The sequence below is a fragment of the Herbaspirillum camelliae genome, from assembly GCF_001929405.1.
In the GTDB taxonomy this organism is placed as follows: Bacteria; Pseudomonadota; Gammaproteobacteria; order Burkholderiales; family Burkholderiaceae_D; genus Herbaspirillum; species Herbaspirillum seropedicae.
Window position 1 is genome coordinate 1,317,519 of record NZ_KV880769.1, and the last position, 24,322, is coordinate 1,341,840.

At 64.9% G+C, this 24,322-nt stretch carries 22 protein-coding genes; 10 read left to right on the forward strand and 12 right to left on the reverse strand.

Annotation, left to right across the window (positions count from 1 at the left end):
• Nucleotides 1-38 precede the first annotated feature (38 nt).
• The 4 genes from urtA to BGK68_RS05985 form a co-directional block, all read right to left on the reverse strand.
• Nucleotides 39-1,292 (reverse strand): urea ABC transporter substrate-binding protein, encoded by a 1,254-nt coding sequence (gene urtA / locus BGK68_RS05970; protein WP_075256312.1) that lies wholly within the window; start codon nt 1,290-1,292, stop codon nt 39-41.
• Between the two features lie 380 nt (nt 1,293-1,672).
• Nucleotides 1,673-2,500, reverse strand: a complete 828-nt coding sequence (locus BGK68_RS05975) for a ferritin-like domain-containing protein (protein WP_075256313.1) — start codon at nt 2,498-2,500, stop codon at nt 1,673-1,675.
• A 101-nt stretch (nt 2,501-2,601) separates the two neighbouring features.
• Nucleotides 2,602-4,323, reverse strand: a complete 1,722-nt coding sequence (locus tag BGK68_RS05980) for a sensor domain-containing diguanylate cyclase (protein ID WP_075256314.1) — start codon at nt 4,321-4,323, stop codon at nt 2,602-2,604.
• Between the two features lie 15 nt (nt 4,324-4,338).
• Nucleotides 4,339-5,532 (reverse strand): ABC transporter substrate-binding protein, encoded by a 1,194-nt coding sequence (locus BGK68_RS05985; protein ID WP_233149244.1) that lies wholly within the window; start codon nt 5,530-5,532, stop codon nt 4,339-4,341.
• Nucleotides 5,533-6,056: 524 nt separating this feature from the next.
• On the opposite strand from BGK68_RS05985, the gene BGK68_RS05990 reads away from it, so the two are divergent.
• The 4 genes from BGK68_RS05990 to BGK68_RS06005 all read left to right on the forward strand — a co-directional run bounded on the left by BGK68_RS05990 (nt 6,057) and on the right by BGK68_RS06005 (nt 10,716).
• Entirely contained in the window at nt 6,057-7,277 is a 1,221-nt protein-coding gene (locus tag BGK68_RS05990; RefSeq protein ID WP_069375350.1) for a Bcr/CflA family multidrug efflux MFS transporter, read from the forward strand.
• Nucleotides 7,278-7,300: 23 nt separating this feature from the next.
• Nucleotides 7,301-8,197, forward strand: a complete 897-nt coding sequence (rarD, locus tag BGK68_RS05995; protein ID WP_075256315.1) for an EamA family transporter RarD — start codon at nt 7,301-7,303, stop codon at nt 8,195-8,197.
• A 40-nt stretch (nt 8,198-8,237) separates the two neighbouring features.
• Nucleotides 8,238-9,905: an energy-dependent translational throttle protein EttA gene (gene ettA / locus BGK68_RS06000; RefSeq protein WP_075256316.1), complete on the forward strand. Its 1,668-nt coding sequence runs from the start codon at nt 8,238-8,240 to the stop codon at nt 9,903-9,905.
• Between the two features lie 217 nt (nt 9,906-10,122).
• Entirely contained in the window at nt 10,123-10,716 is a 594-nt protein-coding gene (locus BGK68_RS06005; RefSeq protein ID WP_075256317.1) for a molybdopterin-dependent oxidoreductase, read from the forward strand.
• A gap of 22 nt (nt 10,717-10,738) precedes the next feature.
• On the opposite strand, the gene BGK68_RS06010 is transcribed toward BGK68_RS06005, so the two are convergent.
• The gene (locus BGK68_RS06010) at nt 10,739-12,379 is read right to left on the reverse strand and encodes an acyl-CoA synthetase (RefSeq protein ID WP_075256318.1); all 1,641 of its coding nucleotides are present in this window, start codon (nt 12,377-12,379) and stop codon (nt 10,739-10,741) included.
• 183 nt (nt 12,380-12,562) lie between these two features.
• On the opposite strand from BGK68_RS06010, the gene BGK68_RS06015 reads away from it, so the two are divergent.
• The 3 genes from BGK68_RS06015 (at nt 12,563) to hisC (ending at nt 15,197) form a co-directional block, all read left to right on the forward strand.
• Nucleotides 12,563-13,237 (forward strand): Crp/Fnr family transcriptional regulator, encoded by a 675-nt coding sequence (locus tag BGK68_RS06015; RefSeq protein ID WP_075256319.1) that lies wholly within the window; start codon nt 12,563-12,565, stop codon nt 13,235-13,237.
• Nucleotides 13,238-13,327: 90 nt separating this feature from the next.
• Nucleotides 13,328-14,020, forward strand: a complete 693-nt coding sequence (locus BGK68_RS06020; RefSeq protein ID WP_075256320.1) for a hypothetical protein — start codon at nt 13,328-13,330, stop codon at nt 14,018-14,020.
• 94 nt (nt 14,021-14,114) lie between these two features.
• A complete protein-coding gene (gene hisC, locus BGK68_RS06025) occupies nt 14,115-15,197 on the forward strand; it encodes a histidinol-phosphate transaminase (RefSeq protein ID WP_075256321.1) in 1,083 nt (360 codons plus the stop codon).
• Nucleotides 15,198-15,519: 322 nt separating this feature from the next.
• Here hisC and BGK68_RS06030 read toward each other — a convergent pair whose 3' ends face one another.
• Both BGK68_RS06030 and BGK68_RS06035 read right to left on the reverse strand, forming a co-directional pair.
• Nucleotides 15,520-16,728 carry a YbfB/YjiJ family MFS transporter gene (locus BGK68_RS06030; protein ID WP_075256322.1) on the reverse strand — a complete coding sequence of 403 codons (1,209 nt, stop codon included), beginning with the start codon at nt 16,726-16,728 and terminating at the stop codon, nt 15,520-15,522.
• A 62-nt stretch (nt 16,729-16,790) separates the two neighbouring features.
• Nucleotides 16,791-17,390 carry an HD-GYP domain-containing protein gene (locus tag BGK68_RS06035; RefSeq protein WP_075256323.1) on the reverse strand — a complete coding sequence of 200 codons (600 nt, stop codon included), beginning with the start codon at nt 17,388-17,390 and terminating at the stop codon, nt 16,791-16,793.
• A 269-nt stretch (nt 17,391-17,659) separates the two neighbouring features.
• Here BGK68_RS06035 and BGK68_RS06040 point away from each other — a divergent pair, with 269 nt between their 5' ends.
• The gene (locus tag BGK68_RS06040) at nt 17,660-18,817 is read left to right on the forward strand and encodes an MFS transporter (protein ID WP_075256324.1); all 1,158 of its coding nucleotides are present in this window, start codon (nt 17,660-17,662) and stop codon (nt 18,815-18,817) included.
• A 55-nt stretch (nt 18,818-18,872) separates the two neighbouring features.
• A complete protein-coding gene (locus BGK68_RS06045) occupies nt 18,873-19,568 on the forward strand; it encodes an alpha/beta fold hydrolase (RefSeq protein ID WP_075256325.1) in 696 nt (231 codons plus the stop codon).
• Between the two features lie 36 nt (nt 19,569-19,604).
• Here BGK68_RS06045 and BGK68_RS06050 read toward each other — a convergent pair whose 3' ends face one another.
• Together BGK68_RS06050 and BGK68_RS06055 are read right to left on the reverse strand one after the other, a co-directional pair.
• Nucleotides 19,605-19,874 carry a hypothetical protein gene (locus tag BGK68_RS06050; protein WP_075256326.1) on the reverse strand — a complete coding sequence of 90 codons (270 nt, stop codon included), beginning with the start codon at nt 19,872-19,874 and terminating at the stop codon, nt 19,605-19,607.
• A 377-nt stretch (nt 19,875-20,251) separates the two neighbouring features.
• Complete coding sequence (locus BGK68_RS06055) at nt 20,252-21,226, reverse strand: NAD(P)H-dependent flavin oxidoreductase (protein WP_075256327.1); 975 nt, start codon at nt 21,224-21,226, stop codon at nt 20,252-20,254.
• A 298-nt stretch (nt 21,227-21,524) separates the two neighbouring features.
• Here BGK68_RS06055 and BGK68_RS27980 point away from each other — a divergent pair, with 298 nt between their 5' ends.
• Nucleotides 21,525-21,698, forward strand: coding sequence for a hypothetical protein (locus tag BGK68_RS27980; protein ID WP_198937165.1), 174 nt, complete (start codon nt 21,525-21,527; stop codon nt 21,696-21,698).
• A gap of 131 nt (nt 21,699-21,829) precedes the next feature.
• On the opposite strand, the gene BGK68_RS06065 is transcribed toward BGK68_RS27980, so the two are convergent.
• From BGK68_RS06065 to BGK68_RS06075, 3 genes are all read right to left on the reverse strand, one after another.
• Nucleotides 21,830-22,738, reverse strand: coding sequence for a hydroxymethylglutaryl-CoA lyase (locus BGK68_RS06065; protein WP_075256329.1), 909 nt, complete (start codon nt 22,736-22,738; stop codon nt 21,830-21,832).
• Between the two features lie 56 nt (nt 22,739-22,794).
• Nucleotides 22,795-23,304: a YbaK/EbsC family protein gene (locus BGK68_RS06070; protein ID WP_075256330.1), complete on the reverse strand. Its 510-nt coding sequence runs from the start codon at nt 23,302-23,304 to the stop codon at nt 22,795-22,797.
• Nucleotides 23,305-23,389: 85 nt separating this feature from the next.
• A complete protein-coding gene (locus BGK68_RS06075) occupies nt 23,390-24,319 on the reverse strand; it encodes an MBL fold metallo-hydrolase (protein ID WP_075256331.1) in 930 nt (309 codons plus the stop codon).
• Between the last annotated feature and the right edge of the window lie 3 nt (nt 24,320-24,322).

Here is a 24,322-nt window from a genome sequence, read left to right on the forward strand (position 1 = left end):
TCCGAAGAACGCCATCAACTACAACAACAACCGCAAGCTTAGTTCTTCTGCTTGCCTTCGTTGCCCGGGATGTACGGGCTCCAGGGTTGCGCGCGGATGGTGGTCTTGGTCTTGTAGACCACGTTGAACTGACCGTCCGCCTTGATTTCGCCGATCATCACAGGCTTGTGCAGGTGGTGGTTGGTCTTGTCCATTTCCAGCGTGTAGCCCGACGGCGCCTTGTAGGTCTGACCACCCATGGCGGCGATCACCTTGTCGGTGTCGGTGGACTTGGCCTTTTCCACGGCCTGCGCCCACATGTGGATGCCGACGTAGGTGGCTTCCATCGGGTCGTTGGTCACGACGGTATCGGCGTTGGGCAGGTTCTTGGCCTTGGCGTATTCCTTCCACTTCTTGATGAAGGCGGCGTTGACCGGGTTCTTCACCGATTCGAAGTAGTTCCAGGCGGCCAGGTGGCCCACCAGCGGCTTGGTGTCCACGCCGCGCAGTTCTTCTTCACCCACCGAGAACGCCACCACCGGCACGTCGGTCGCCTTCAGGCCGGCGTTGCCCAGTTCCTTGTAGAAGGGCACGTTGGAGTCGCCGTTGATGGTCGAGATCACGGCCGTCTTGCCACCTGCGGAGAACTTCTTGATGTTGGCCACGATGGTCTGGTAATCGGAGTGACCGAACGGGGTGTAGACCTCGTCGATGTCGGAATCCTTCACGCCCTTGCTGTGCAGGAAGGCGCGCAGGATCTTGTTGGTGGTGCGCGGATAGACGTAGTCGGTGCCCAGCAGCACGAAGCGCTTGGCGCCGCCGCCTTCCTTGGACATGACGTATTCCACGGCGGGAATGGCTTGCTGGTTGGGCGCCGCACCAGTGTAGAAGACGTTCTTCTCCAGTTCTTCACCTTCGTACTGCACCGGGTAGAACAGCAGGCTGTTCAATTCCTTGAAGACCGGCAGCACCGACTTGCGCGACACCGAAGTCCAGCAGCCAAAGACCACCGACACCTTGTCCTGCGAGATCAGCTGACGCGCCTTTTCAGCGAACAGCGGCCAGTTCGAGGCGGGGTCGACCACCACCGGTTCCAGCTTCTTGCCCATCACGCCGCCGGCGGCGTTGATTTCGTCGATGGTCATCAGGGCCACGTCCTTCAGGGACGTTTCAGAGATCGCCATGGTGCCCGACAGCGAATGCAGGATGCCGACCTTGATGGTGTCGGCAGCGAAAGCCGAAGGCAGCCAGGAGGATGCGGCCAGTGCGAATGCGCCCAGAGCGGTGGCTTTCAGTACGGTACGACGTGACATGTGGTGCTCCCTCGAGAAAAGTTTTGGAAGATTTTTTTCACTGCCCAGTCGCTTTAGCAGGTTGCGTGCCAATCCCCGGAAATGGGCGTGGCGCTGCATCAAAGCGGGGCGAAGGGGAGGGGAGCGGCGACGCAGTGACTATCGGTCACCGCTGATTGCGCACCAAAGGCGGGCGCAATCGTCAACAATTTAATGGCGGGATGGCAATATTCACCAAGCTGGCGCTTGCCTCCGCCCGATCTTGGGGCGTGCCGCAAAGCCGCTGCAGGAGCGGCTTTGCGGGAGAGTGCGAGACTGTTGGTGAGTGTTGGCGAGGTTTCGTCGATTGTCAGCAATCCACATGGCGAAAAATCCGCCCGGCCTGCGCCAACTTGGACGGGTCAGCGCAGCAGCACGTGCTGCATGAATTGCCGCAGCGGGAATTCGATCATGTGCTGCAGACGGATGGGCAACTCCAGCGGCCGCATGATCATCTTGATGGTGGTCTCGGGCTTGAGATTGACGCGCACCGTGCGGCTCATGCGCGAGGACAGTTCCTTCATGCGCGCCGGATCGGCCGCCAGTTCGGGTTTGTAGACCATGGCCACATGGCGGATGGCGCAATCGGCGTCTTCGTTCTTCAGCTCCAGGGTACGACGGCTGAGGGTGCCGAAGACGCGCGAGCGGCCGATGTTTTCCTCGCGGCGGTAGCGGCGGAAGTAATGGTAGAAGTGCTTGTAGTGGTTGACCTCGTCATTGGCGATCAGCCCGGCCAGGTGCTTGAGGACCGGCTCGTCGGTGGCGCGCGCCAGCGCCCGGTAATAGGCCGAGGTACCGGTCTCGACCACGCAGCGCGCGGCCAGCTCCTGGGCGCGGGTGGGTTCGAGCAGTTCGACCTTGCAATACTGCGAGTACTCGTCCAGGAAGCCCTGATAGGCGTGCTGCCAGTCGAATTCCGGCCAGACGTGCTCGACATAGGCGCGCAGGGCTGCGCCGTGCTGCAGCTCTTCCTGTTCCCACTGCTCGCGCAGCCAGGTCTCGACCTCGGCGTCGCCTTTGTAGTATTCGACCAGGTTGTGGGTGTAAAGATCGGAACCGCTCTCGACGAAGGAGGCGCAGGCCACCAGGTAAAACAGGTCTTCATCCTGTCGCACCCGCGTCACGTCGATGCGGGAGAAGTCGATGTCTTCAATGGTCCAGTGTTGTTTTTCTTGGCGGCTCGAGCTCATCTTGCTATACCTTTCTCAGTCAGGAACGGGTTGGCATAGCGGTATGATGCAGCGCACCGGCATTGGTTCAGGGCTGTCAGCGTGGCGTCAGGAAGGACGGTCTAGATGCCCCGGGTAGCGTCGCTGCCAAGCACGACGCGGTTGCGGCCCTGGTACTTGGCGTGATACAGCGCCTGGTCGGCGATGCGCACCATCTGTTCGGGCGCGGTATGCTCATCGGGCAGCAGCACGGCCACGCCGATGCTGGCGCTGATGTAGCCGAAGGGCGAATCGGCATGCGGCAGCTTCAGTTCGAAGATGGCCTGGCAGATGTTCTCGGCCTGCTGCAGCGCCTGGGTGGTATCGCATTCGGCGATGATGACGCTGAACTCTTCGCCGCCGTAGCGCGCTACCAGGTCGGTAGCGCGGCGCGAACTCTTCTGCAGCACCCGCGCCACGATGCGCAGGCATTCGTCGCCGGCCAGGTGGCCGTAGCGATCGTTGTATTTCTTGAAGTAATCCACGTCCAGCATCAGCAAGGCCAATGACTGGCCGGAGCGCACCGCGCGCCGCATTTCATTGGCCAGCGCCTCGTCGAAGCGACGCCGGTTGGCCACGCCCGTGAGCCCGTCGGTGGCCGAGAGCGCCTCGAGCTTGCGGTTGGCGCGCTCCAGTTCGCGGGTGCGCAGTCGCACCTGCTCTTCCAGCACTTCCCTGTTCTGCTGCAGCTTGCCGGCCATCTCGTTGAACTTGCGGGAGAGCACCGCGATCTCGTCATTGCCGTGCTGTTCCACCCGCACCGTGGTGTCGCCGCTGCCAGCCTCCTTCATCGCCGCCACCAGCCGTTGCAGCGGCAAGCTGATGCTGCGCGAGATCAGCGCCGAGAGCAGCAGCGAGACCGCAAAGCAGACCAGGCCGATGGCGATGATCTTGTCCCGCACCGAGCGCGTATCGGCATTGAGGCGATCGCTGGGCGTGATGCTGGCCACCCACCAGGAGGTGTGCGGCAGCCGTGCGATGGCGGCGTAGTAATGGGTCTTGTCAGCACCCACATAGGCGATGAAGTCGCTGTCGCGGCCTTGCGCCAGGCTCTCGGTGATGCCGCCCAGCAGCGCCGCATCCGCCTGGCTGGCGGAGGATTCCCGGCTCTGCACCACCACCGCGCCATCGCTGGCGTCGACAATCGAAATGCTGGAGCCATAGCCCAGGTCCGCGCCACGGAAGATGTCGAAGAAGTAACTCGGATGCACGCCCACGAAGAGCACCCCGGCAGGCCGGTTGTTGGCGGTGAAGCGCACCTCGCGCAGCATGGCCAGGCTCTTCTGGCCATGGCCGGCGTGGTAGAGCGTCCACCAGCCGCGCCCGGTCAGCTCGGGCGCCTCTTCGGCCACCCGGCCGATGCTGCTGGCCAGCGGCGCAAAGATTTGCGGATCGATGACCTGGCGGTCACGGTCCAGCAAATACTTCTGGTTAACGTAAGTCAAGGCGCCATAGGTATCGAGCAGCACACGCGCCGCACTGCTGCGGGCCGCTGCGCTGGCGTCGGCGTCGCCGCTGTAGTAGTCGGCCAGCAGCCGCTGCATCTTCTCCGACAGCGCCAGCGCTTCGCTGGTGTCCTCGATCTTTTCCATGCGCAAGAGCAGGTTCTGCGAGATCTGCCGGACCACCTGCACCGAGTAGGCGCGCACCTTGTCCTGGGTCGCGCGGCTGGTTTCGCCATAGGCCAGCAGGCCCGAGATCAGCAGCGGCAACAGCGAGACCAGGATGAAGGCGCTGATGAGCCGATAGCCGATCGCAATGCGGCGCAGGAAATGGCGGGAGAGGAAGTCCAGTCGCTTGCGCATGCTGTGGCCTCGGTCCTATTTTCCGCCCACGCGGGCTTGCGCGCTGATGGACTCCTGCAGCGCGCGGGCCGCCTGCACTGGCGTGGTCTTGCCCGACAGCACCGCCGGCAGCAGGGCATGCAGCACGTCGATGGTATTGACCGGCAGGTAGGAGTAATACAGTCCCGGCGCGCCAGTGGCCGCGGCGTCGCGCGCCATCCCGGCCGCCAGCGCGAACAGGGCGGCATCGCCCTTGGCGGTGGGGTTGGGCGTCTTGAAGGGCAGGATATTCTGGCGCTTGCCTTGCCAGACCGGCAGGCCCGCGCCGAACAGGTAGTCCAGGAAGCGCGCCGCCGCCTGACGATGCCGCGCACTGCTACGCTGGGCGATGGCAAAGCCGGTTTCGCTGCCGATGACGGCCTGGCGCGGTTGATCCTTGTCATTCCACGGCGGCACGAACACCCCCACCGGCTGGCCGCGTCCGTGCATCAGCACGCCGGCCGCCCAACTGCCCTGGAAGGTCATGGCGGCGCGGCCCTCGGCGAACTGGCGCAGGGTGGCGTCGTAGCCGGCGCGCAGGCAATCGGCTTGCACCAGTTGCCGCGTCATCAGTGTGCGCAGACGGCTGAACACGGCCCAGCCCTGGGCATTGTCCAGTTCCAGCGTGCCGTTGGCGATGTGCTGGCGCCAGTCCGGCGTGCTGCTGGCCACCAGATTGGCAAAGCCGTAACTGAAGGGCCCGTTGCCCAGCATGTTGGGAAAGCCGCCCGACAGCGCCAGCGGGGTGATGCCGGCCCGGCGCAGGGCTGCGCCGGTGGCCAGGAATTGCTCGAAGTCGTCCGGCAGCGCCTGGATGCCGGCGCGTTCGAACAGGTCGGGGTGGTAATAGATCAGCGTCGTGGCCACGCCTGAGGGCAGCCCGAAGCGGCATCCGCCCGGCGCCGTCCACTCGCGTTGCAGGATGTCCAGCAGGCTGTTCCAGCTGCGCGTCTGGCCCAGGTCGGCCAGCAGGCCCTGGTCCGCCAGGCGGGCGGTGTAGGGGCTGGCGTTGACCGAGACGATGTCGGGCAGGCTGTCGGTGGTAGCGCGCGGCGTGAGGTTTTCCTCCACCGAATTGCCGATCATGAATTGCAGGTTGATGCGCACCCCAGGATACTCGCGCATGAAGCCATCGCAGACCCGCTGCATTTCCTCGGCCCAGTCCGGGGCCCAGACCAGGGCGTTGAGCACCAGCGTTTCCTGCGCCGACGCCAGCTCATCTGTTGCGCTTTCCTCTTTGTCCGCACGCTCGCAGCCCAGCAGCAGCGAGGCTGTCGCGGCGGCGCTGGCTAGCAGCCATGTGCGCCGCGAGCACGCAGAATAAGCCGAATCCGCAGCGCAGGCGGCGAGCGCGCCTGCTTCATCTGTTGATCCTGCAATGCTGCTGGATGGCGTGGATCGTCCATGCATCGATTCCCCCTGCGGCAATGAGTTTTGTCTGTGTTTCCTGGCGTCATCGTGATACGGTGCGCCTCCTCGCCGCTCGCTGCACTGTTGCCTGGCTGTGAGCTCTGTGGAAACGAGTGTGCCAGTTTTTGTACGGTCGTGCACGAATCCGGGGAGAGATGGCCTGCCATTTCCTTGTCCAGGCTCAGGTTTGCTGCTGGCGTTGACGCTGGGACTTTGACCTGGTTGCCTGAAGCAAATTGCGCACCGATCTATAATGGCGGCCTCACGCCATCAGGCTGCCCCGGCAGCTGCCTCATCATTTCCACATGCAGAACAACGACACATCGCTCTCGACGGGCAAATTTCCCGCATGGCTGGCCGTATTGGCCGGCCTGACCGCCATGGGCGCGCTGGCCATCGACATGTACCTGCCCAGCTTCACCGCCATCGCCCAGGACCTGGGCGTGGGGACCAATCAGGTCCAGCTGACGCTGGCGACGTTCTTGATCGGCGTGGCCGTGGGGCAGATGTTCTACGGCCCGTTGTCGGACCGCTTCGGCCGCAAGCCGCCGCTGTTCTTCGGCATTGCGCTGTACTTCGTCTGCTCGCTGCTGTGCATCTTCGCCCAGAACATCGAGACGCTGATCGTGCTGCGCCTGTTCCAGGGCCTGGGCGGCAGCGCCGGCATGGTGATCCCGCGCGCCATGGTGCGCGACCGCATGGGGGCAGAAGGCTCGGCCAAGGCCTTCTCGATGCTCATGCTGGTGTTCGGCCTGGCGCCCATCCTGGCGCCCTTCATCGGCGGCCTGATGCTGGTCTTCGCCAGCTGGCGCGGCATCTTCGTGGTGCTGACCCTGTTCGGCCTGCTGTGCATCCTGGGCACGCGCAAGTACCTCACCGAAACCGTGGACGTGTCCCGCGCCGAACCTCTGCACCTGGGCCGCACCCTGCGCCAGTACTGGGGTTTGCTGCGGCACCGCCAGTTCATGTCGTATGTGCTGTGCGGCGGCCTGGTGCAGGCCGGCATGTTTGCCTACATCGCCGGCGGCCCGTTCGTGGTGATCGAGTTGCATGGGGTCAAGCCGCAGTATTTCGGTTTCGTCTTCGCCTCCAACGCCATCGGCCTCATCGCCGCCTCGCAGGTTAATGCGCGCCTGGTGGTCAAGCGTTCGGCCGAACGCGTGCTGGGCAAGGTGCTGTGGGTGCCTGCTGGTCTGTCGCTGACGGTCGCGCTGTTGGTGCTGGCCGGGCTGGAAACGCTGCCGCTGCTCTTGTTAGGTTTCTTCGGCTTCCTGACCGCCTATGGCTTCACCGGCCCCAACGCTACCGCCATCGCGCTGAAGCACCAGGGCCGCCAGGCCGGCACCGCCGCGGCCCTGATGGGCAGCCTGCAGTTCGGCATGGGCGTGCTCTCCGGTGTGGCCATGAGCCTGTGGCATGACGGCACGGCCTTGCCGCTGGTGTCGGTCATGGCAGTCTGCGGGGTCACGGCCCTGCTGGTGTATCACTTCGCGGCCAAGCATGCGCCGGCGGTGTCGCCGCAATGACCACGCCGATGGCCTGACCGACCATGCTCTACGCCGTCTCCGCCTCCATCCTGTGGGGCCTGTTCCCGCTCTACTTCAAGCTGTTGAAGGAGATCCCCTCCTTCGATATCGTGGTGCACCGCCTGTTCTGGTCCTGCGTGTTCCTGGTGGCCGTGCTGGCCTGGCGGCGGCAATGGCGCTGGGTCGGGGAGGTCGTCAAGCGGCCCATGGTGGTGGGCGGCTTCCTGCTCTCGGCGCTGCTGCTCACCGGCAACTGGACCCTGTATGTCTGGGCCGTCAACGCCGGGCGCATCGTCGATACCAGCCTGGGCTACTTCATGAGCCCGCTCATGAGCGTCTTCATGGGCTACCTGATCCTGAAGGAGCGCATGCGTCCCCTGCAATGGCTGGCGGTCTTCCTGGCACTCGGCGCCGTGATCTGGCTGACCCTGGCCAACGGCAGCCTGCCGTGGATCTCGCTGCTGATCGCGGTGAGCTTCGCCTTCTATGGCCTGCTGCGCAAGACTGCACACCTGGGCGCACTCGAAGGCCTGTCGCTGGAAACCTTGCTGATGCTGCCGCTGGTGCTGGCCGTCCTGGGCGTGGATACCTTGCGTGACAGCAATGCCTTCACCCACGCATCGACCTCGGCCAAAATTCTGCTGGCCCTGTCCGGCCCCATCACGGCGGTGCCGCTGCTGCTCTTTGCCCATGGTGCGCGCCGCATCCCCTTGTCGATGCTGGGCCTGATGCAATACATTTCGCCCACCATCCAGCTGCTGGGGGGCGTGCTGATCTACGGCGAGCCCTTCACCGGCGCGCGCGCCATCGGCTTTTGCGTGATCTGGGCGGCGCTCGCGGTATACTCCGCCGAAGGCTTGTGGCGCTACCTGCGCAGCCGCGCGCAAAGCTCGGCAGAGCCCAGCGCCGGCGGCGCCTGAACGCTGCCCTATCGTTTCCCTCTTACTGGCAACTCATACCATGGCCCAATACGTCTTTACCATGAACCGCGTCGGCAAGATCGTGCCGCCGAAGCGGCAGATCCTCAAGGACATCTCGCTGTCCTTCTTCCCCGGCGCCAAGATCGGCGTGCTCGGCTTGAACGGCTCGGGCAAGTCCACCCTGCTCAAGATCATGGCCGGCATCGACAAGGAAATCGAGGGTGAAGCCATCCCGATGCCCAACCTGAACATCGGCTACCTGCCGCAGGAACCCCAGCTCGACGCCGACAAGACCGTGCGCCAGGAAGTCGAAAGCGCCCTGGGCGAAGTCTTCGAAGCCCAGGCCAAGCTGGACGCGGTCTATGCCGCCTATGCCGAGGAAGACGCCGACTTCGACGCCCTCGCCACCGAGCAGGCGCGCCTGGAAGCCATCATCGCCGCCGCTGACGGCAACAGCCTCAACCAGCAGCTGGAAATGGCCGCCGACGCACTGCGCCTGCCACCCTGGGATGCCAAGATCGGCGTGCTCTCCGGTGGCGAAAAGCGCCGCGTGGCGCTGTGCAAGCTGCTGCTCTCCAAGCCCGACATGCTGCTGCTGGACGAACCGACCAACCACCTGGACGCCGAATCGGTGGACTGGCTGGAGCAGTTCCTGCAACGCTTCCCCGGCACCGTGGTGGCCATCACCCACGATCGCTACTTCCTCGACAACGCCGCCGAATGGATCCTGGAACTGGACCGTGGCCACGGCATCCCCTGGAAGGGCAACTACAGCTCCTGGCTGGAACAGAAGGAAGCGCGCTTAAAGCAAGAAGAAGCCAGCGAATCGGCGCGCCAGAAGACCATCGCCAAGGAACTGGAGTGGGTGCGGCAGAACCCCAAGGGCCGCCAGGCCAAGAGCAAGGCGCGTCTGGCCCGCTTCAACGAGCTGTCCGAATACGAATACCAGAAGCGCAACGAAACCCAGGAAATCTTCATTCCCGTGGCCGAGCGCCTGGGCAATGAAGTCATCGAATTCAAGAACGTCAGCAAGGGCTATGGCGACCGCCTGCTGATCGATGACCTGAACTTCAAGATTCCTGCGGGCGCCATCGTCGGCATCATCGGCCCCAACGGCGCCGGTAAATCGACCCTGTTCCGCATGCTGGCCGGCCGCGAAACCCCGGACAGTGGCGAACTGGTGCTGGGCCCCACCGTCAAGGTGTCGCTGGTGGACCAGTCGCGTGAAGACCTGGGCAACAAGAAGACCGTCTTCGAAGACGTCTCCGGCGGCGCCGACATCCTGACCGTGGGCCGTTTCGAAATGCCTTCGCGCGCCTACCTGGGCCGCTTCAACTTCAAGGGCGGCGACCAGCAGAAGATCGTCGGCAACCTCTCCGGTGGTGAGCGCGGCCGTCTGCACCTGGCCAAGACCCTGCTGCAGGGCGGCAACGTCCTGCTGCTGGACGAACCGTCCAACGACCTCGACGTGGAAACCCTGCGCGCCCTGGAAGATGCGCTGCTGGAATTCGCCGGCACCGTGCTGGTGATCTCCCACGATCGCTGGTTCCTGGACCGTATCGCCACCCACATCATCGCCTTCGAAGGCGATTCGCAGGTCACCTTCTTCGACGGCAACTATCAGGAATACGAAGCCGACAAGAAGAAGCGCCTGGGCGAAGAAGCCGCCAAGCCCAAGCGTATCCGTTACAAGCCGGTTACGCGTTGATGGCTTGACTGATCATTACGTTGAAAACGCCGCTGAACGCCGCTGACATCAGCGGCGTTTTTCTACGTGCGGACGTTTTTCGTCGCCTTGCATAAAGAGTTGCAGGGATGCATGGCATCGCATGTCAGGCCGTGGTGCGATGCGCCTGACCGCTGGAAATCCGTCTACAATCCGCCATCAACGCAGCTCACATCCATACCGAAGGAGAGGCAATCCGATGCAAAAACGCAAGTTCCTCAGCCTGGGCGCCTCGCTGCTGGCCGCGCCCGTCGCTGTGCAGGCGCTGGCGGCTGACAAGAAGGTCGGCGCCAGCGCAGGCCCGGTCCTGCTCACCATCACTGGCGACATCGGCAAGGCCAATCGCGGCGCACTCGATCCGGCGCTGGACCAGATGATGGCCAAGCAGAAACTCAGTTTCGACAAGGCCTATACCTTCGACTTCGCCGCCCTGGCGGCCTTGCCCTCGGTGGACATCCATCCCACGCTGGAATACGACGGCCGCCGCCACCGCCTGCGCGGCCCGCTGCTCTCGGAGGTATTGCGCGCTGTGGGGGCCCCCGCCGCCCTGGAGAACTGCGCCCTGCGCGCCGTGGATGGCTATGCAGTCCTGGTCTCGCCAGCCGATATCGCCAAGTATCGCTTCATCATCGCCACCCACCTCGATGGCAAGCCCATCCCGCTGGGCGGGCTGGGTCCGCTGTGGGCCGTCTATGACGCCGACAGCTTCCCCGACATGGCCGCACGCCCCTTGCCGGAGCGTTTCGGCCAATGTCCGTGGGGCCTGTATCACATCGCCGTGCGCAAGGCCTGATGAAATGCCGTAGGGCAGCGCCTCAGACGTTGATGGCGCTGTCCGACTTCATGCGCTTGCGCAGCTCGAACTTCTGGATCTTGCCGGTGGACGTCTTGGGCAGCGGGCCGAAGTAGATCGCCTTGGGCACCTTGAAGCCAGCCAGGTGGCTGCGGCAGAACTCGGTCAGTTCAGCCGCGCCGACCTCGGCCCCTTCCTTCAGTTCGACAAAGGCGCAGGGCGTCTCCCCCCATTTCTCGTCGGGCTGCGCCACCACTGCGGCGGCCAGCACGGCGGGATGGCGGTACAGCACGTCTTCCACTTCCACGCTGGAAATGTTTTCCCCGCCGGAGATGATGATGTCCTTGCTGCGATCCTTGATCTTGATATAGCCATCGGCATTCATCACGCCCAGGTCGCCGGTATGGAACCAGCCGCCGGCAAAGGCTTCGTGGGTCGCACGGTCGTTCTTCAGGTAACCCTTCATGCAGATGTTGCCGCGGAACATGATCTCGCCGATTTCCTCGCCATCGGCGGCCACCGGCTCCATGGTGTCCGGTGAGAGCACCGTGACCCCGCTCTGCAGGTGATAGCGCACGCCCTGGCGCGACTTCTGCACGGCGCGCTGGTCCACCGACAGCGTGTTCCATTCATCCTGTTCCGCACACACGGCGGCCGGGCCATAGACCTCGGTCAGGCCATACACATGGGTCAGCTCGAACTGCATCGCCTCCATCTTGGCCAGCACGGCCGCTGGCGGCGGCGCACCGGCCACCATCGCCTTGACCGGTCCGCGTATGCCGGCGCGCCAGCCTTCGGGCGCATTGGCCAGCGCCGCATGCACTATGGGCGCGGCGCAATAGTGCGTGATGCCATGTTCGGCGATCAGGTCGAACACCAGCTTGGGCTCGAACTTGCGCAGGCAGACGTTCACGCCTGCGCGTGCCGCCACCGTCCACGGGAAGCACCAGCCATTGCAATGGAACATGGGCAGCGTCCACAGGTAGACCGGATGCTTGGGCAAGTCCCATTCGAGGATGTTGGAAACCGCATTCAAGGCCGCGCCGCGATGGTGATAGACCACGCCCTTGGGGTCGCCGGTGGTGCCTGAGGTGTAATTGAGCGCAATCGCATCCCACTCGTCGGCGGGCCATTGCCATTGGAAATCTTCATCGCCATCGGCCAGCAAGGCCTCGTATTCCAGATGGCCGAAGCGCTCGCCCGCCACCGGCGGCGGACCCAGTTCGTCGAACACCTCGACGATCTTCAGCGCCGGCAATTGCGTGCGCAACTGCTGGGCCAGCGCGGCGAATTCGCTGTCGATGAGCAGCACCTTGGCCTCGCCATGGCGCAGCATGAAGACGATGGATTCGGCATCGAGCCGGATGTTGAGTGCATTCAACACCGCTCCCGCCATGGGAACACCAAAGTGCGCCTCCACCATCGCCGGCGTATTGGGCAGCATGGCCGAGACGGTATCGTTCTTGCCCACCCCCAGGCCTTGCAGGGCGCTGGCCAGGCGGCGCGTGCGGCGATAGGTCTGGTCCCAGTCCTGGCGCAGCGCGCCGTGGATGATGGCGGTGCGCTTGCCATAGACGGCGGCTGCGCGCGCGATGAAGTCGATGGGCGTGAGGGCCGCGTAATTGGCGGCGTTGCGGCCAAGGCCGGTGTCGAAGTCTGCCATGCTGGTCTCCTTGCAGCGGGGATGGTGGTGGCGGCCTGTGCATTTTTTATCAGCCGCGTGCTATCGCGCTAGGGTAGCACCGATGCCGCCTTGCGCTTTGTCATCACGACGACAAGGCTGACATGCGACAATGTTTGCCGTTTCCCTCCACCTCCGTGCCTACCCTATCCTATGAGCAGCCCGATGGCGCAGCTTCTGCCGCAATACGACTGGTTCGCCGCGCTGGCCAGCGAGCATCGTGCGCTGGCGGCCGCCACCACCCAGCGCGTGCGCTATGCCGCCGATGCCTTCGTGGCCCGGCGCGGCGAGCTCTCGCAATACTGGATCGGCGTGCATGAGGGCTTGATCAAGCTGGCCGTCTACAACATCGATGGTCGCAGCAGCACGCTCTCGGGCGTGCCCGAAGGCGGCTGGTGCGGCGAGGGCAGCGTTATCAAGCGCGAGCCGCGCCGCTATGACGTCATCGCCATCCGCGCCTCGCAGATCCTGCTGGTGCCGGCCGATACCTTTCATCGCCTCATGGCCGAGAGCCTGCCCTTCAATGCCTTCGTGATCGGCCAGTTGAACGAGCGCATGGGCCAGTTCATCGCGACCGTCCAGAACGAGCGCCTGCTCGATGTCGATGCCCGCGTGGCGCAGGCCATTGCACAGCTGTTCCATCCCATGCTGTATCCGCGTACGTCCAAGGTGCTGGAGCTGTCGCAGGAAGAGATCGGTCTCTTGACCGGCCTGTCGCGCCAGCGCGTGAACCAGGCCATGCGCCGCCTGGCCGAGCTAGGCCTGGTGGAGATTTCCTACCAGAGCATCCGCGTGGTCGACCTGGATGGCTTGCGCGCCTTCGGCATGGCCTCACTGTAAGCGGCCTGTCACCACGATGACAGTCTTGCCGCCGTCCCTGCCTTAAGATCGGGGCAACCTCCCGGGGCTGATACCGTATCGCAAACATCCATGGCCATCGTCACCCATCATCACTTGCACCTGCACGACCTGCGCTTTGCCGCACCGGCGCGCGTGCGGGTATGGAAGGGCGCCGCCACCTTGAAGAGCGGCGGCGTGGCCGTCGAGCTGGGTGAGGGCGAGAGCTTCACGGTGCCCTCGTTCGTGCGCTTTGCCTGCCTGGCCCATCCGCGCGTGGGTGCGCAGGGCATGCGTCCGGCCGTCTGGTCACTGGCCTTGGATACGCAATCCAGCGCCGACCTGGAGCGCGCCGCCGATACCAGCAAGCCCCACGCTCGCCGTCTGGCCGCCGCCATCTTCGCGCAGCCCGCCGCGCACTGGTGCGCCGGGCGCATCGCCGACGACTGGCAGCTCAGCACGGCGCGGTTGCGTGCCCTGCTCTTTGCCGAAGGCGAATCGCTGCGCAGCCTGGTGCGTGAGCAGCGCGTGGCCTGGGTGTTGGCGCAGCTGGCGCGCATGGACGATGCCGGCGTTACCCTACATCCGGCCGCAGCGGGATTTGCGACGCTGCCGGCCCTGCAACGGGCCTGCCAGGACCTGATCGGCCTGCCGCCCGAGACCGCCAGCCGCGCTATCTCCCTGCTCAGCAGCAGCGTTGCACCTGCGGTGCAGCCTGTAGCCGGGGCTTCGCTGCACTCTGGCGCTGACGCCCCGCGCCAGCCACGCTACCGTCCCTATTTCTGAGATTTCCAGGGCGGCTGGCGCCGGTGGGCGGCAAGTTTGCTACCATCTGCGCTTTCCCCTCAATTCTGCACGGCCCGGCAGGGGCCGCATTCTCATGAGCAAGTTCTGGAGCCCCATCGTCAGCCGCCTGACGCCCTATACCCCCGGCGAACAACCCAAGATCGCCCGTCTGGTCAAGCTCAACACCAATGAAAGCCCCTACGGTCCCTCGCCGCTGGCCTTGCAGGCCATCGCCCGCGAAGTCAGCGACAGCCTGCGCCTGTATCCCAATCCGGACGCCGAACCTCTGAAGCAGGCCATTGCCCGCCGTCACGCCGCCGATGGCGTCAGCGTGCGCGAGGTGTTCGTGGGCAACGGTTCCGATGAAGTGCTGGCGCATGCCTTCCACGCGCTGCTGCAGCATGGCAAGCCCATCCTCTTCCCGGACATCACCTACAGCTTCTATCCCACCTATGCCGGCCTGTACCAGGTCGAGTATCGCGCCGTGCCGCTGGCCGAGGACTTCACCCTGCGCAGCGAGGACTACCTGGGCCATGGCGAGGCCATCGGCGGCATCATCTTCCCCAATCCGAATGCGCCCACCGGCTGCCTGCTCGGACTGGAAGACGTCGAGCGCATCCTGCAGGGCAACCCTGAACGTGTGGTGGTGGTCGATGAGGCCTACATCGATTTCGGCGGCCAGAGCGCCATCCCGCTGGTGCAGCGCTATCCCAACCTGCTGGTGGTGCAGACCCTGTCCAAGTCGCGCGCGCTGGCCGGCATGCGCGTGGGCTTTGCGGTCGGCCATGCCGACCTGATCGATGCGCTGGAGCGCGTCAAGAACAGCTTCAACTCCTATCCGCTGGACCGCCCCGCCATTGCCGGCGCGACCGCTGCCATCGACGATGAGGACTACTTCCGCAAGACCTGCGACATGGTCATCGCCAGCCGCACTGCGCTGGCTGCCCAGCTTGCAGGACTTGGATTCCAGGTCTTGCCCTCGGCGGCCAACTTCCTCTTCGTGCGTCATCCGCAGCACGACGTGGCGCAACTGGCGGCGGCATTGCGCGCCGACGGCATCATCGTGCGTCACTTCAAGAGCGAGCGCATCAGCCAGTTCCTGCGCATCACCATCGGCACCGATGAGGATTGCGGTACCTTGGTGGAGGCGCTGCGCCGCCATCTCGGCCAGCAGTAGCAGCAGCTCCCCTGCGGGCCGCGCCGGTATTGACCGCGCGGCCCGATGTGCAGAAAACGTCAAGCTGGTTTTCTTCCATTCCTACGCACGCCTACCTTGATGGCCGATTGTATGGCCGGGTGGCCGCCCTTTAGGATGTCCCCATCTGCCGCATTTCCTGCGGCTCTACACTTCAGAGGAGGACAACCCATGCAAGGACGAACCTACAAATGGCCCTGGAAGGCCGCAGGCGCAGTGCTGATCCTGGTGCTGCTGATCTCGGCGCCGTTCTGGTGACCTCGGTCTGGCGCAGGGCAGCAGCCTGCGTCCCCGGCCGTTCTGTTCAAGCCAGCGGGCGTTGTCGCCAGGCCACCAGCGCGCCGGTCAGCAAGGTCAGTGCCGAAAACGTCAGCCCGCGTTGCAGTCCGCCTGCGCCATCGGCAATCCAGCCGACGATGGTGGGGCCAATGATCTGGCCCACCGCAAAGATGATGGTGAAGGCGCTGATGCCCGCCGGCCAGTGATGCGGCGGCAGGTTGTGCCGCACCATGGCGGTGGTCGAAGCCACTGCCGAGAGGAAGCAGCCGCCGAACAGCAGGCCGGAAGCAAACACCGCCACCGGCTCGGCGGTCAGCGCCGGCAACACGGTTGCCAGCGCCAGCAGGCCATTGAGGATGGCCAACGACTGGCCGCCCCGGAAGCGATCCAGCATGCGCGCCCAGATGCGTGAAGAAGCGAAGGTGGCCGCTCCCAGCAAGGCAAAGAACAGCGTGATGCGCTCGGCGGGCATGCCTTCTTCCTTGAGCAGCGCGATGACGAAGGTCATGTAGCCGATATAGCCCAGCCCAAAGAAGAGATAGCCGATCAGCCCGAAGAGGAGGCTGCGCGCCTGCCAGCGCCCGTTGCCCTGGACTTGCGCAGCCGTCGCGGGCATGAGGCGCGCCGGCCCGGCCATCACCAGGCTGGCCACCAGCGCCAGCGTCCCCAGCAGCAGCCAGGCCCATTGCCAGGGATGGGGTGCGCCGTGTGCTGCCGCTGCCGCCATGACCGGCGGCACCAGCAGCGAGGCCGCCACGATGCCCAGTCCCGTCCCGCCGTAATACAGTCCCAGCAACAGCCCGGCACGATGTCCGTGCATGGCCGCCAGCCGGCTCACCAGCAGGCCGCCCGAGACAAAGATCAGCGCGCTGCTCACCCCGGTGACCACGCGCAGCAGCAGTTGCAGCAGCGTGTCAGTGGTCAGCGCCGGCAGGAAGGACAGCAGCGCCGTGGCGAATGCGCCAGCGATCAGGACCCGGTGCGCCAGGAAGCGGCGCATCAGCAGCGGCGTGGCCAGCGCGCCCAGCAGGTAGCCCAGCGCGTTGCCGGTATTCATGCCACCCGCCACCAGATAGGGCCAGCCCAGGTCGGCGCGCATCGGCGCCAGCAGCAGCGCATACGAGAAACGCGCCACGCCCAGCGCCACGGCGGTGCCCAGCGACAGGGCCAGCGCAGTCAGGATGGGATGCTGCAGGATGAAAGGCGAGGGCGGGCGGGCCGCGTCGGTGGGCATGGGGTGGCGTCTCCGGGTGTCATTGTGATGTTATGACGCCCAGTGTAGCCCAAGGGCGCGGCTCAGTTGGAGATGGGACGCCAGTTGCTGCGCTTGACCACATCCAGGCAGGCGTCCACCACAACGGTGTCCAGCCGCACGCCGCTTTGCCGCTGGATCTCGTCCAGCGCCGCACTCATGCCCAAGGACTTGCGGTAGGGGCGGTCGGCCGACATCGACTCGACAATGTCGGCCACGGTCAGGATGCGGGCTTCCAGCGGGATCTCGTCGCCGCTGATGCCGCGCGGATAGCCGCTGCCGTCCAGATACTCGTGATGGCAATGGACGATTTCGGCCAGGTTGAAGGGGAAACTGATCTTGTTGAGAATCTCGTAACCGAATTGTACGTGCGTCTTGAGCACGTCATATTCTTCCACGCTGATGCGGCCCGGCTTGGTCAACAGCGCCAGCGGAATCGTGGCCTTGCCGATGTCATGCACCCGCGAGGCCATGTGCAGCGCGTCGATGCGCTCGGTGGCCAGGTCCAGGTGACGCCCGATCATGACAGCCAGCTCGGCGGTCTGGTCCTCGTGGTTGGGCGTATAGCCATCGGTCAGCCGATGCACGGCGATCATGGCGTTGATGACTTCCTGGTAGATCTTGTTTGATTCTGAAACTGGCATCCCTGTCCCTGCGAGTCGCCGCCGCTGGCGGAGTCGGTTGTCGTCAGAAGCGGCTGGATGCGTGATCTGGCGAGGCGGGCTTGCACCCGCTTTGAACCTCTGGCATTGGCCGCCGTCCCACGGCGGGCCCCCTATTGCCCTCTCCCGCCGGGTCCGACAAAGGCCGCATTCCTGCGTCCTTCCCGGTTGTCGGATAATAGCGGAGGCAATACTGAGACTCATTGCTGAAGATAAATGAGTTTCTGGCAGTTTACATTCCTGACATCCCGATGACAACCAAGCATTGCATTCCCGCGCTTCCGCAAAACCACCAGGCCTGGCGCAAGATCGCCATCCCTTTTCTGTTCCTGCTGCTGGGTGTGGTCTTTTCCACTTGGGCGGCGCGCATTCCCGCCATCCGGGACCAGTTGCAACTGGACGCGGCCACGCTGGCCCTGGTCCTGCTGTGCGGCGGCATCGGCGCGGTCGGCTCCTTTCCGCTGGCGGCCTGGATCACCGGCCATTACGGCGCGCGCCACAGCAGCCTCTACGCCGGGCTGGTGCTGCTGCTCTCATTGCCGCTGCTGGCGCTGGCCCCCGGGCTGTGGACGCTGATGGCGGTCTGCACCTTGTATGGCGCGGCCTCCAGCTGTTTCGACGTGGCCATCAATGCGCTGGGCGCACAGGCCGAGCGCGAGGCCGGCCGGCCCATCATGTCGATGCTGCATGGCTGGTTCTGCGTCGGCACCTTCTCCGGCGCGCTGATCGCCAGCGCCGTGGCCGGCCTGGGCGTGGCGCCGCTGTGGCACTTCCTGCTGGCGGCGGCGCTGCTGGTCTGGCCGCTTTACGCCAGTTGCCAGGCGCTACCCGATGACCGTCCGCAATACGATCCGCAGCGCCAGCTCTTCGCGCTGCCGCATGGCCATCTGGTGGTGCTGGGCGTGATCGCCTTTTGCGGCGCCATCGTCGAAGGGTCGGTGGCCGACTGGAGCGGTATCTACATGAAGGACCACATCGGCGCCAGCGATGGCGCCACGCCCCTGGCCTATGCCGCCTTTGCCGGCATGATGCTGGTCATGCGCATGGTCGGCGACGGCCTCAAGGCGCGTTATGATGCGCGCCGCGTGGTCTCGATCGGCACCCTGGTGGCCACCGGCGGGATGGTGCTGGCCGTGACCGCGCAGGGCATGACGCCGGCCATCCTCGGGTTTGCCATTGCCGGCGCGGGCGTGGCGGCGGTGTTCCCGTTCGTCTTCAGCGCCGCCGGCCGGCACGGCTCGACCGCCCTGGCCGCCGTGGCCACGCTGGGTTACAGCGGCAGCCTGATCGGGCCGCCCGTGTTCGGCTTCCTGGCCCATGGCTGGGGCTTGCAGGCGGCGCTGGCGCTGCTGGGCGCGCTGTGCCTGGCCATGGCGCTGTCGAGCCGGCGCGCGCAGTGGCTGCAATAGCTGCTTGCGGTGGCGTTTTTCGTTCTCTTCTTTGTTCAACGTCGTAAGGAATCCCATGCGCAACCTGGTCCTGCTGCCCGGCTTCATGCTCAATCATCATCTCTGGGACGACATGCAGCCCGACCTGGAGGCGCTGGGCGCACTGCATTTCGGCGATCTCGGCCAGGAGATCGGCATCCGCGCCCTGGCCGCCTCAGTGTTGCGCAATGCACCCGAGCGCTTCGTGCTGTTCGGTTTCTCGATGGGAGGCTTCGTGGCGCAGGCCATGGCACTGATGGCGCCCGAGCGGGTAGCAGGGCTGGCCCTGCTCAACACCTCGTCGCGCCCGCAGACCGAGCGTGAATCGGCCGGTACGCTGGCGCAGATCGAGCTGGCCCAGCGTACGCCCTTCAAGGGATTGACCTCGCGGGCGCTGGCCTCGTCGCTGCACCCGGCGCGCAGCGGCGAGCGCGCCTTGCTGGAGCGCCTGCAGGCGATGGCCCTGGCCAATGGCAAGGAGGTGTTCCTGCGCCAGTTGCAGACCTTGCGGGATAGTGACGCCGAGAGCTTGCAGCAGTTACGTTGCCCGGTGCTCATCGTCAGCAGCGACCAGGACAAGTTGCGCAGTGTGGAGGAATCGGAGGAGATGGCGCGGCAGATTCCGCAGTCACGCCTGGAAATCATCCGCGACTGCGGCCACATGACGCCGATGGAAAAGCCGCAGGAACTCGCGGCCCTGATCCATGACTGGATGGCGCAGTCGGCGCTGTAGCAGCGCTGACCGGGCCATCCCGGGGCTTCAGTCTCTTCAGTCTTTATCCAGCTGCTTGGGCGGCGCACTGGCGGCGCGCTTGCCGCCTTCCTTGTTCATCTCATCGAGCCCGCCCGTGCCGCGCAGGTCGGTATCGACCTGGCCCTGGCGGATGTCATCGTAGGCCTGGCGAATCTCCGGGCGCTCGACCTGATGGCCACTGCGCGCCGGGTCCTGACGATCGATGTTCTGGTCTTGTTCGTGCGGCAGGCGTGGCTTGTCGTGTTTGGGATGACGATCTTTTCTGGTTCTTAGAAAGCTGGTCATGGTGATGTCCTCGCATAAAAGTCATGGCTCTTCTTTGTCGCAGGGAGGCAGTGCCGCTGCAGCTGAGTGCGGCGCTAGCCCCGGCCCTTGCGAAGGCAGGAAGCGAACAGGTACGACCGGAGGGCGCAGCAGAAGTGCCGCCAGTTTCAGCGCGTGATGAAAAATGAGAAATTGTCCGACGGACAAATCTCACAAGTGAAGAGGGGAGCGCTCATCCGGCAGGGATAGAAGCCGTACAAGCTCATGCTTGGATGCGCCAGTGCGGGGCGCGTTCCGTCAGGCTGGTGCGAGGATGCACAAAAAAAGAAAGGCGGACCGGGAAGAGGTCCGCCTGCTGTCGCGCCGAGAGCCGCAGGCCCGTGCGCGCAAGGCCGCGCCTACAGCGCCAGGCGCGAGCGCGCGGCGCGGTATTCGGCCTCCAGCCGCTCCACCATCTCGGCCACCGTCGGCACGTCATCCATCAGGCCCACGCCCTGGCCCGCGCCCCAGATGTCGCGCCAGGCCTTGGCCTTGCTACCGCCGCCGGAGCCGAAATTCATCTTGGTCTTGTCGGCCTCGGGCAGGTTGTCGGGATCGAGGCCGGCATTGACGATGGATTTCTTGAGGTAATTGCCGTGTACGCCCGTGAAGAGATTGGTGTAGACCACATCGGCCGCAGTGGACTCGACGATGGCCTGGCGATAGGCCTCATCCACATTCGATTCCTGCGTGGCCAGCCAGCGCGAGCCCATGTAGGCGAAGTCCGCGCCCATGGCCTGCGCCGCCAGCACGGCGTCGCCCGTAGCGATGGCCCCGGACAGCACCAGCGGTCCCTTGAACATCTTGCGCACCTCGCCCACCAGCGCGAACGGCGAGAGCGTCCCCGCATGCCCGCCCGCCCCGGCCGCCACCAGGATGAGCCCGTCCACGCCGGCCTCCAGCGCCTTCTCGGCATGGCGCAGCGAAATCACATCGTGCAGCACGATGCCGCCATAGCTGTGCACCGCATCCAGCATCTCCTGCGGCGGCGCGCGCAGGCTGGAGATGATGATCGGCACCTGGTGCTTCACGCAGGTGGCCACGTCCTGGGCCAGCCGGTCGTTGGACTGGTGCACGATCTGGTTAACCGCAATCGGCCCCACCTTGCGCTGCGGATGCGCGGCCTGCCACTGCGCCAGCTCCTCTTGCAACTGGGTCAGCCAGGTATCGAGCAGCTCGGCCGGACGCGCATTGAGCGCCGGAAACGACCCCACCAGCCCCGCCTTGCACTGCGCCGCCACCAGGGCCGGACCGCTGGCGATGAACATCGGTGAGCAGATGATGGGCAGGCGCAGATCTTGCAACGCTTTCGGATAAGCCGGGGCTGATGTCATGGTCGTCTCTCGTGGGTTGTCGTTATTTCAAGGCGCGGGGCCGGGTTTGTCGGACGATTATAGGGCAAAAAGCCACAAAATATTACGATCGTGCTTTTTGTGGCTTTGTTGCATGTAGGGGAAATATTCAGGAAATTATTTATATGATTTACTGTCCCACCGAAACCATGTGCTATGTTTTCCACAAGCCTGGTGTCTGACAGGCCACGCAAGCGCCACCGGGGGTGCGTTGCGGCTCCGGCAAAACCGGAAAGGGGCCATGCCCGTGTTTCACCTGTTGTTGCAAGAGGGGGAAGTCATGCAAACATTCGATCTGGTCAATATCCTCATCATCGCTCTGGCGGCTGTCGTCGTGATCGGCGGGGCGGTGTTGCACAAGCGTGCGCTGAAGAAGGCGCTGGCGGCGGCGGATACGCGCGCCAAGCGCGAGAAGTATCCGATTCGCGGTCTGCGGCGGTATCGCCAGCAGTGAGGTCGGCTGCTGGCGCAGCAGCGCCAGCGCATCGGCTGGGCGGGCAGCCGTTCATCTGCCTGAACGGGAATGGCCCGGGAAGCGAAACGGCGTGATGAGATTCAGCGGCGCGAGGTGTCAGCGCCTATGGCTCATCCCCCACGTTTCGCCGCGATCGCATTCCCCGCCCTGCTGACCGACCTGCGCCCCAGCTGCTGCGAGATGAACTGCCCCGCCTCCACCACGGCGTCCAGATCCACGCCGGTCTCGATGCCGAGCCCATTCATCATGTACAGCACATCTTCAGTGGCCACATTGCCGGTCGCGCCCTTGGCATAAGGACATCCGCCCAGCCCCGCCACCGAGGCGTGATAGATGCTGATGCCCGTCTGCAGACTGGCATAGATGTTGGCCAGCGCCTGCCCATAGGTATCGTGGAAGTGTCCCGACAAACCTTCGATATGGAATTCGCGGATCGCCGTTTCCATCACCGGGCGCACCTTGCCTGGCGTGGCTACGCCGATGGTGTCGGCGATGTCGATCTCGTCACAGCCCAGTTCGCGGAAGCGCCGTACCACGTCGGCCACGGCCTCCAGCGGCACCTCGCCCTGGTAGGGACAGCCAAAGGCGCAACTGACCGCTGCACGCAGGCGCTTGCGGTGCTCCTTGGCGGCGCGCGCCACGTCGGCAAAACGGTCGATGGATTCGGCAATGGAACAGTTGATGTTCTTCTGCGAAAACGCTTCCGAGGCCGCGCCAAAGATCACTACCTCGTCCACGCCCGCCTCCAGCGCGGCCTCGAAGCCCTTCATGTTGGGCACCAGCGCGGAATACACCACGCCGGGCTTGCGCGCGATGCCATGCATGACCTCGGCGGAGGTGGCCATCTGCGGCACCCACTTGGGCGAGACGAACGAGGCGGCCTCCACATTCGGAAAGCCCGCCGCGGCGAGACGATTGACCAGCTCGATCTTGACCTCGGCGGAAATGGTTTCCTTCTCGTTCTGCAAACCGTCGCGCGGTCCGACTTCGACGATCTTCACTTTATTGGGCAGGTTCATCTGGCGGGTCTCCGTGGCGGGGATGGGCGGGCTTGTCTCTGTCTGCAACGATGATATCAGTGGGCCGGGGGCGGCGCTTCCAGGCGTACGTCGGCGACGGCGCCGCCGGTCATCTTTTCCAACTGCGCGGCGGTCAGGCTGAACAGCGCATGGGGATGGCCGGCGGCGGCCCAGATGCTGTCGAAGTTGAACAGGTCACGGTCGATCAGCATGACCGGCTTGACCACATGGCCGACCGGGCAGACGCCGCCGATGGCGTAGCCGGTCTTCTCACGCACGAACTTGGCGTCGGCCTTGCCCAGCGGGCCGGTCAGCGCGGTGACCTTGGCTTCGTCCACGCGGTTGGCGCCGCTGGCGATGACCAGCACCGGGGCGTCGTCGGAAAGACGGCGGAAGATGATGGACTTGGCGATCTCGGCCACGTCGCAACCGACGGCGGCGGCGGCTTCGGCAGAGGTGCGGCCGGTCGAGGGCAGCATCACGACCGGCTTGTCATGGCCCATGGAGACCAGCAGGTCGGCCACGCGTTGGGCGGAAGAGGGCAGGGGTGCGGCGGTATCAGTCATGGCAATCGCAAAGGCTAGGGAACAAGCGGGAAATGATAACAGCATGGCTGCCGTGCTTCAGGCGCTGGCAGGCCGGTGCGCGCGCTCATCGGTCGAGCAGGAAGACGCCGTCGCTATGGGCGGCGCCGGCCTTCTCCAGCTGCGCTACGCACCAGCGGGCGAGGGCGACGTCGTCCATCTGCAGGTGGCGTTCATTGGTGATGCGCAGCAGCGGGATCTCCCGCATCATCGCCGGCAACTGCTCGAGCGCGATGCGGCCACGCTCCATCAGCAGGAACTTCACCAGGACCTTGACGCCATTATGCGCATTGCGGCGCGGATCGGCCTGCAGGTAATCGAGCCGCGAGAAGGCCTTGTCCAGCGCATCATCGACCTCGGTGAAGGGTGCGCCGTGGCCGGGGATGACGGTGCGTACCTCCAGGCTGCGGATCAGTTCCAGCGTGGCGCGGGCTTCTGCGAAGCCGGATTCGCCGTCCAGTTCCGGAAAGATAATGCCAAAGCCATTGCGCCACAGCGCATCAGCCGAGACCAGCACGCCCTCCTGCGCGCAGTAGAACAGCAGCGCATGCGGATCATGGCCGGGCGCGGCCAGCACCTGCCAGTCCAGCTCGCCCATGCGCAGCACTTCGCCGCTGCGCAAGGTCTGCGTAGGCGTAAAACGCGCGCAGCGTTGGCCGGTGGCGCGGTAGCTTAGCGCGTCTTCATCCCAGTGGCGGACCTGCTTTTCTTCTGCAGCGGGGATGGCGATGCGGCAGTCGTGCTCCTGCTGGAGCGCAGCATTGCCGCCGCAGTGGTCCGAGTGCAGATGGGTGTTGACCAGCAGGTCCAGCCGGGGCCGCCCTCGTTGCGCCAGCACATGACGCACCAGAGTGCGGGTCTGTTCGGCGTGGGTGACGTAACCGCTGTCGATCATCGCCACCTCATCGCGCCCGAACAGCAGCACATTGTTGGACGACAGCCAGCCGCGTTCCAGCACATGGATGCTGGCGGCGATGTGCAGGGCCGGTGCGTTCATGGC

Excerpts from the sequence above, each read along its gene's own strand:
- rarD (WP_075256315.1), top strand. The coding sequence starts at position 7,301 with ATGCTCTACGCCGTCTCCGCCTCCATCCTGTGGGGCCTGTTCCCGCTC.
- BGK68_RS06040 (WP_075256324.1), top strand. The coding sequence starts at position 17,660 with ATGACAACCAAGCATTGCATTCCCGCGCTTCCGCAAAACCACCAGGCC.
- BGK68_RS06010 (WP_075256318.1), bottom strand. The coding sequence starts at position 12,379 with ATGGCAGACTTCGACACCGGCCTTGGCCGCAACGCCGCCAATTACGCG.
- BGK68_RS06030 (WP_075256322.1), bottom strand. The coding sequence starts at position 16,728 with ATGCCCACCGACGCGGCCCGCCCGCCCTCGCCTTTCATCCTGCAGCAT.
- BGK68_RS06075 (WP_075256331.1), bottom strand. The coding sequence starts at position 24,319 with ATGAACGCACCGGCCCTGCACATCGCCGCCAGCATCCATGTGCTGGAA.
- BGK68_RS05980 (WP_075256314.1), bottom strand. The coding sequence starts at position 4,323 with ATGCGCAAGCGACTGGACTTCCTCTCCCGCCATTTCCTGCGCCGCATT.
- BGK68_RS27980 (WP_198937165.1), top strand. The coding sequence starts at position 21,525 with ATGCAAACATTCGATCTGGTCAATATCCTCATCATCGCTCTGGCGGCT.
- BGK68_RS06065 (WP_075256329.1), bottom strand. The coding sequence starts at position 22,738 with ATGAACCTGCCCAATAAAGTGAAGATCGTCGAAGTCGGACCGCGCGAC.
- BGK68_RS06015 (WP_075256319.1), top strand. The coding sequence starts at position 12,563 with ATGGCGCAGCTTCTGCCGCAATACGACTGGTTCGCCGCGCTGGCCAGC.
- BGK68_RS05990 (WP_069375350.1), top strand. The coding sequence starts at position 6,057 with ATGCAGAACAACGACACATCGCTCTCGACGGGCAAATTTCCCGCATGG.
- BGK68_RS05975 (WP_075256313.1), bottom strand. The coding sequence starts at position 2,500 with ATGAGCTCGAGCCGCCAAGAAAAACAACACTGGACCATTGAAGACATC.
- BGK68_RS06045 (WP_075256325.1), top strand. The coding sequence starts at position 18,873 with ATGCGCAACCTGGTCCTGCTGCCCGGCTTCATGCTCAATCATCATCTC.
- urtA (WP_075256312.1), bottom strand. The coding sequence starts at position 1,292 with ATGTCACGTCGTACCGTACTGAAAGCCACCGCTCTGGGCGCATTCGCA.
- BGK68_RS06050 (WP_075256326.1), bottom strand. The coding sequence starts at position 19,874 with ATGACCAGCTTTCTAAGAACCAGAAAAGATCGTCATCCCAAACACGAC.
- BGK68_RS06020 (WP_075256320.1), top strand. The coding sequence starts at position 13,328 with ATGGCCATCGTCACCCATCATCACTTGCACCTGCACGACCTGCGCTTT.
- ettA (WP_075256316.1), top strand. The coding sequence starts at position 8,238 with ATGGCCCAATACGTCTTTACCATGAACCGCGTCGGCAAGATCGTGCCG.
- BGK68_RS06055 (WP_075256327.1), bottom strand. The coding sequence starts at position 21,226 with ATGACATCAGCCCCGGCTTATCCGAAAGCGTTGCAAGATCTGCGCCTG.
- hisC (WP_075256321.1), top strand. The coding sequence starts at position 14,115 with ATGAGCAAGTTCTGGAGCCCCATCGTCAGCCGCCTGACGCCCTATACC.
- BGK68_RS06005 (WP_075256317.1), top strand. The coding sequence starts at position 10,123 with ATGCAAAAACGCAAGTTCCTCAGCCTGGGCGCCTCGCTGCTGGCCGCG.
- BGK68_RS06035 (WP_075256323.1), bottom strand. The coding sequence starts at position 17,390 with ATGCCAGTTTCAGAATCAAACAAGATCTACCAGGAAGTCATCAACGCC.
- BGK68_RS06070 (WP_075256330.1), bottom strand. The coding sequence starts at position 23,304 with ATGACTGATACCGCCGCACCCCTGCCCTCTTCCGCCCAACGCGTGGCC.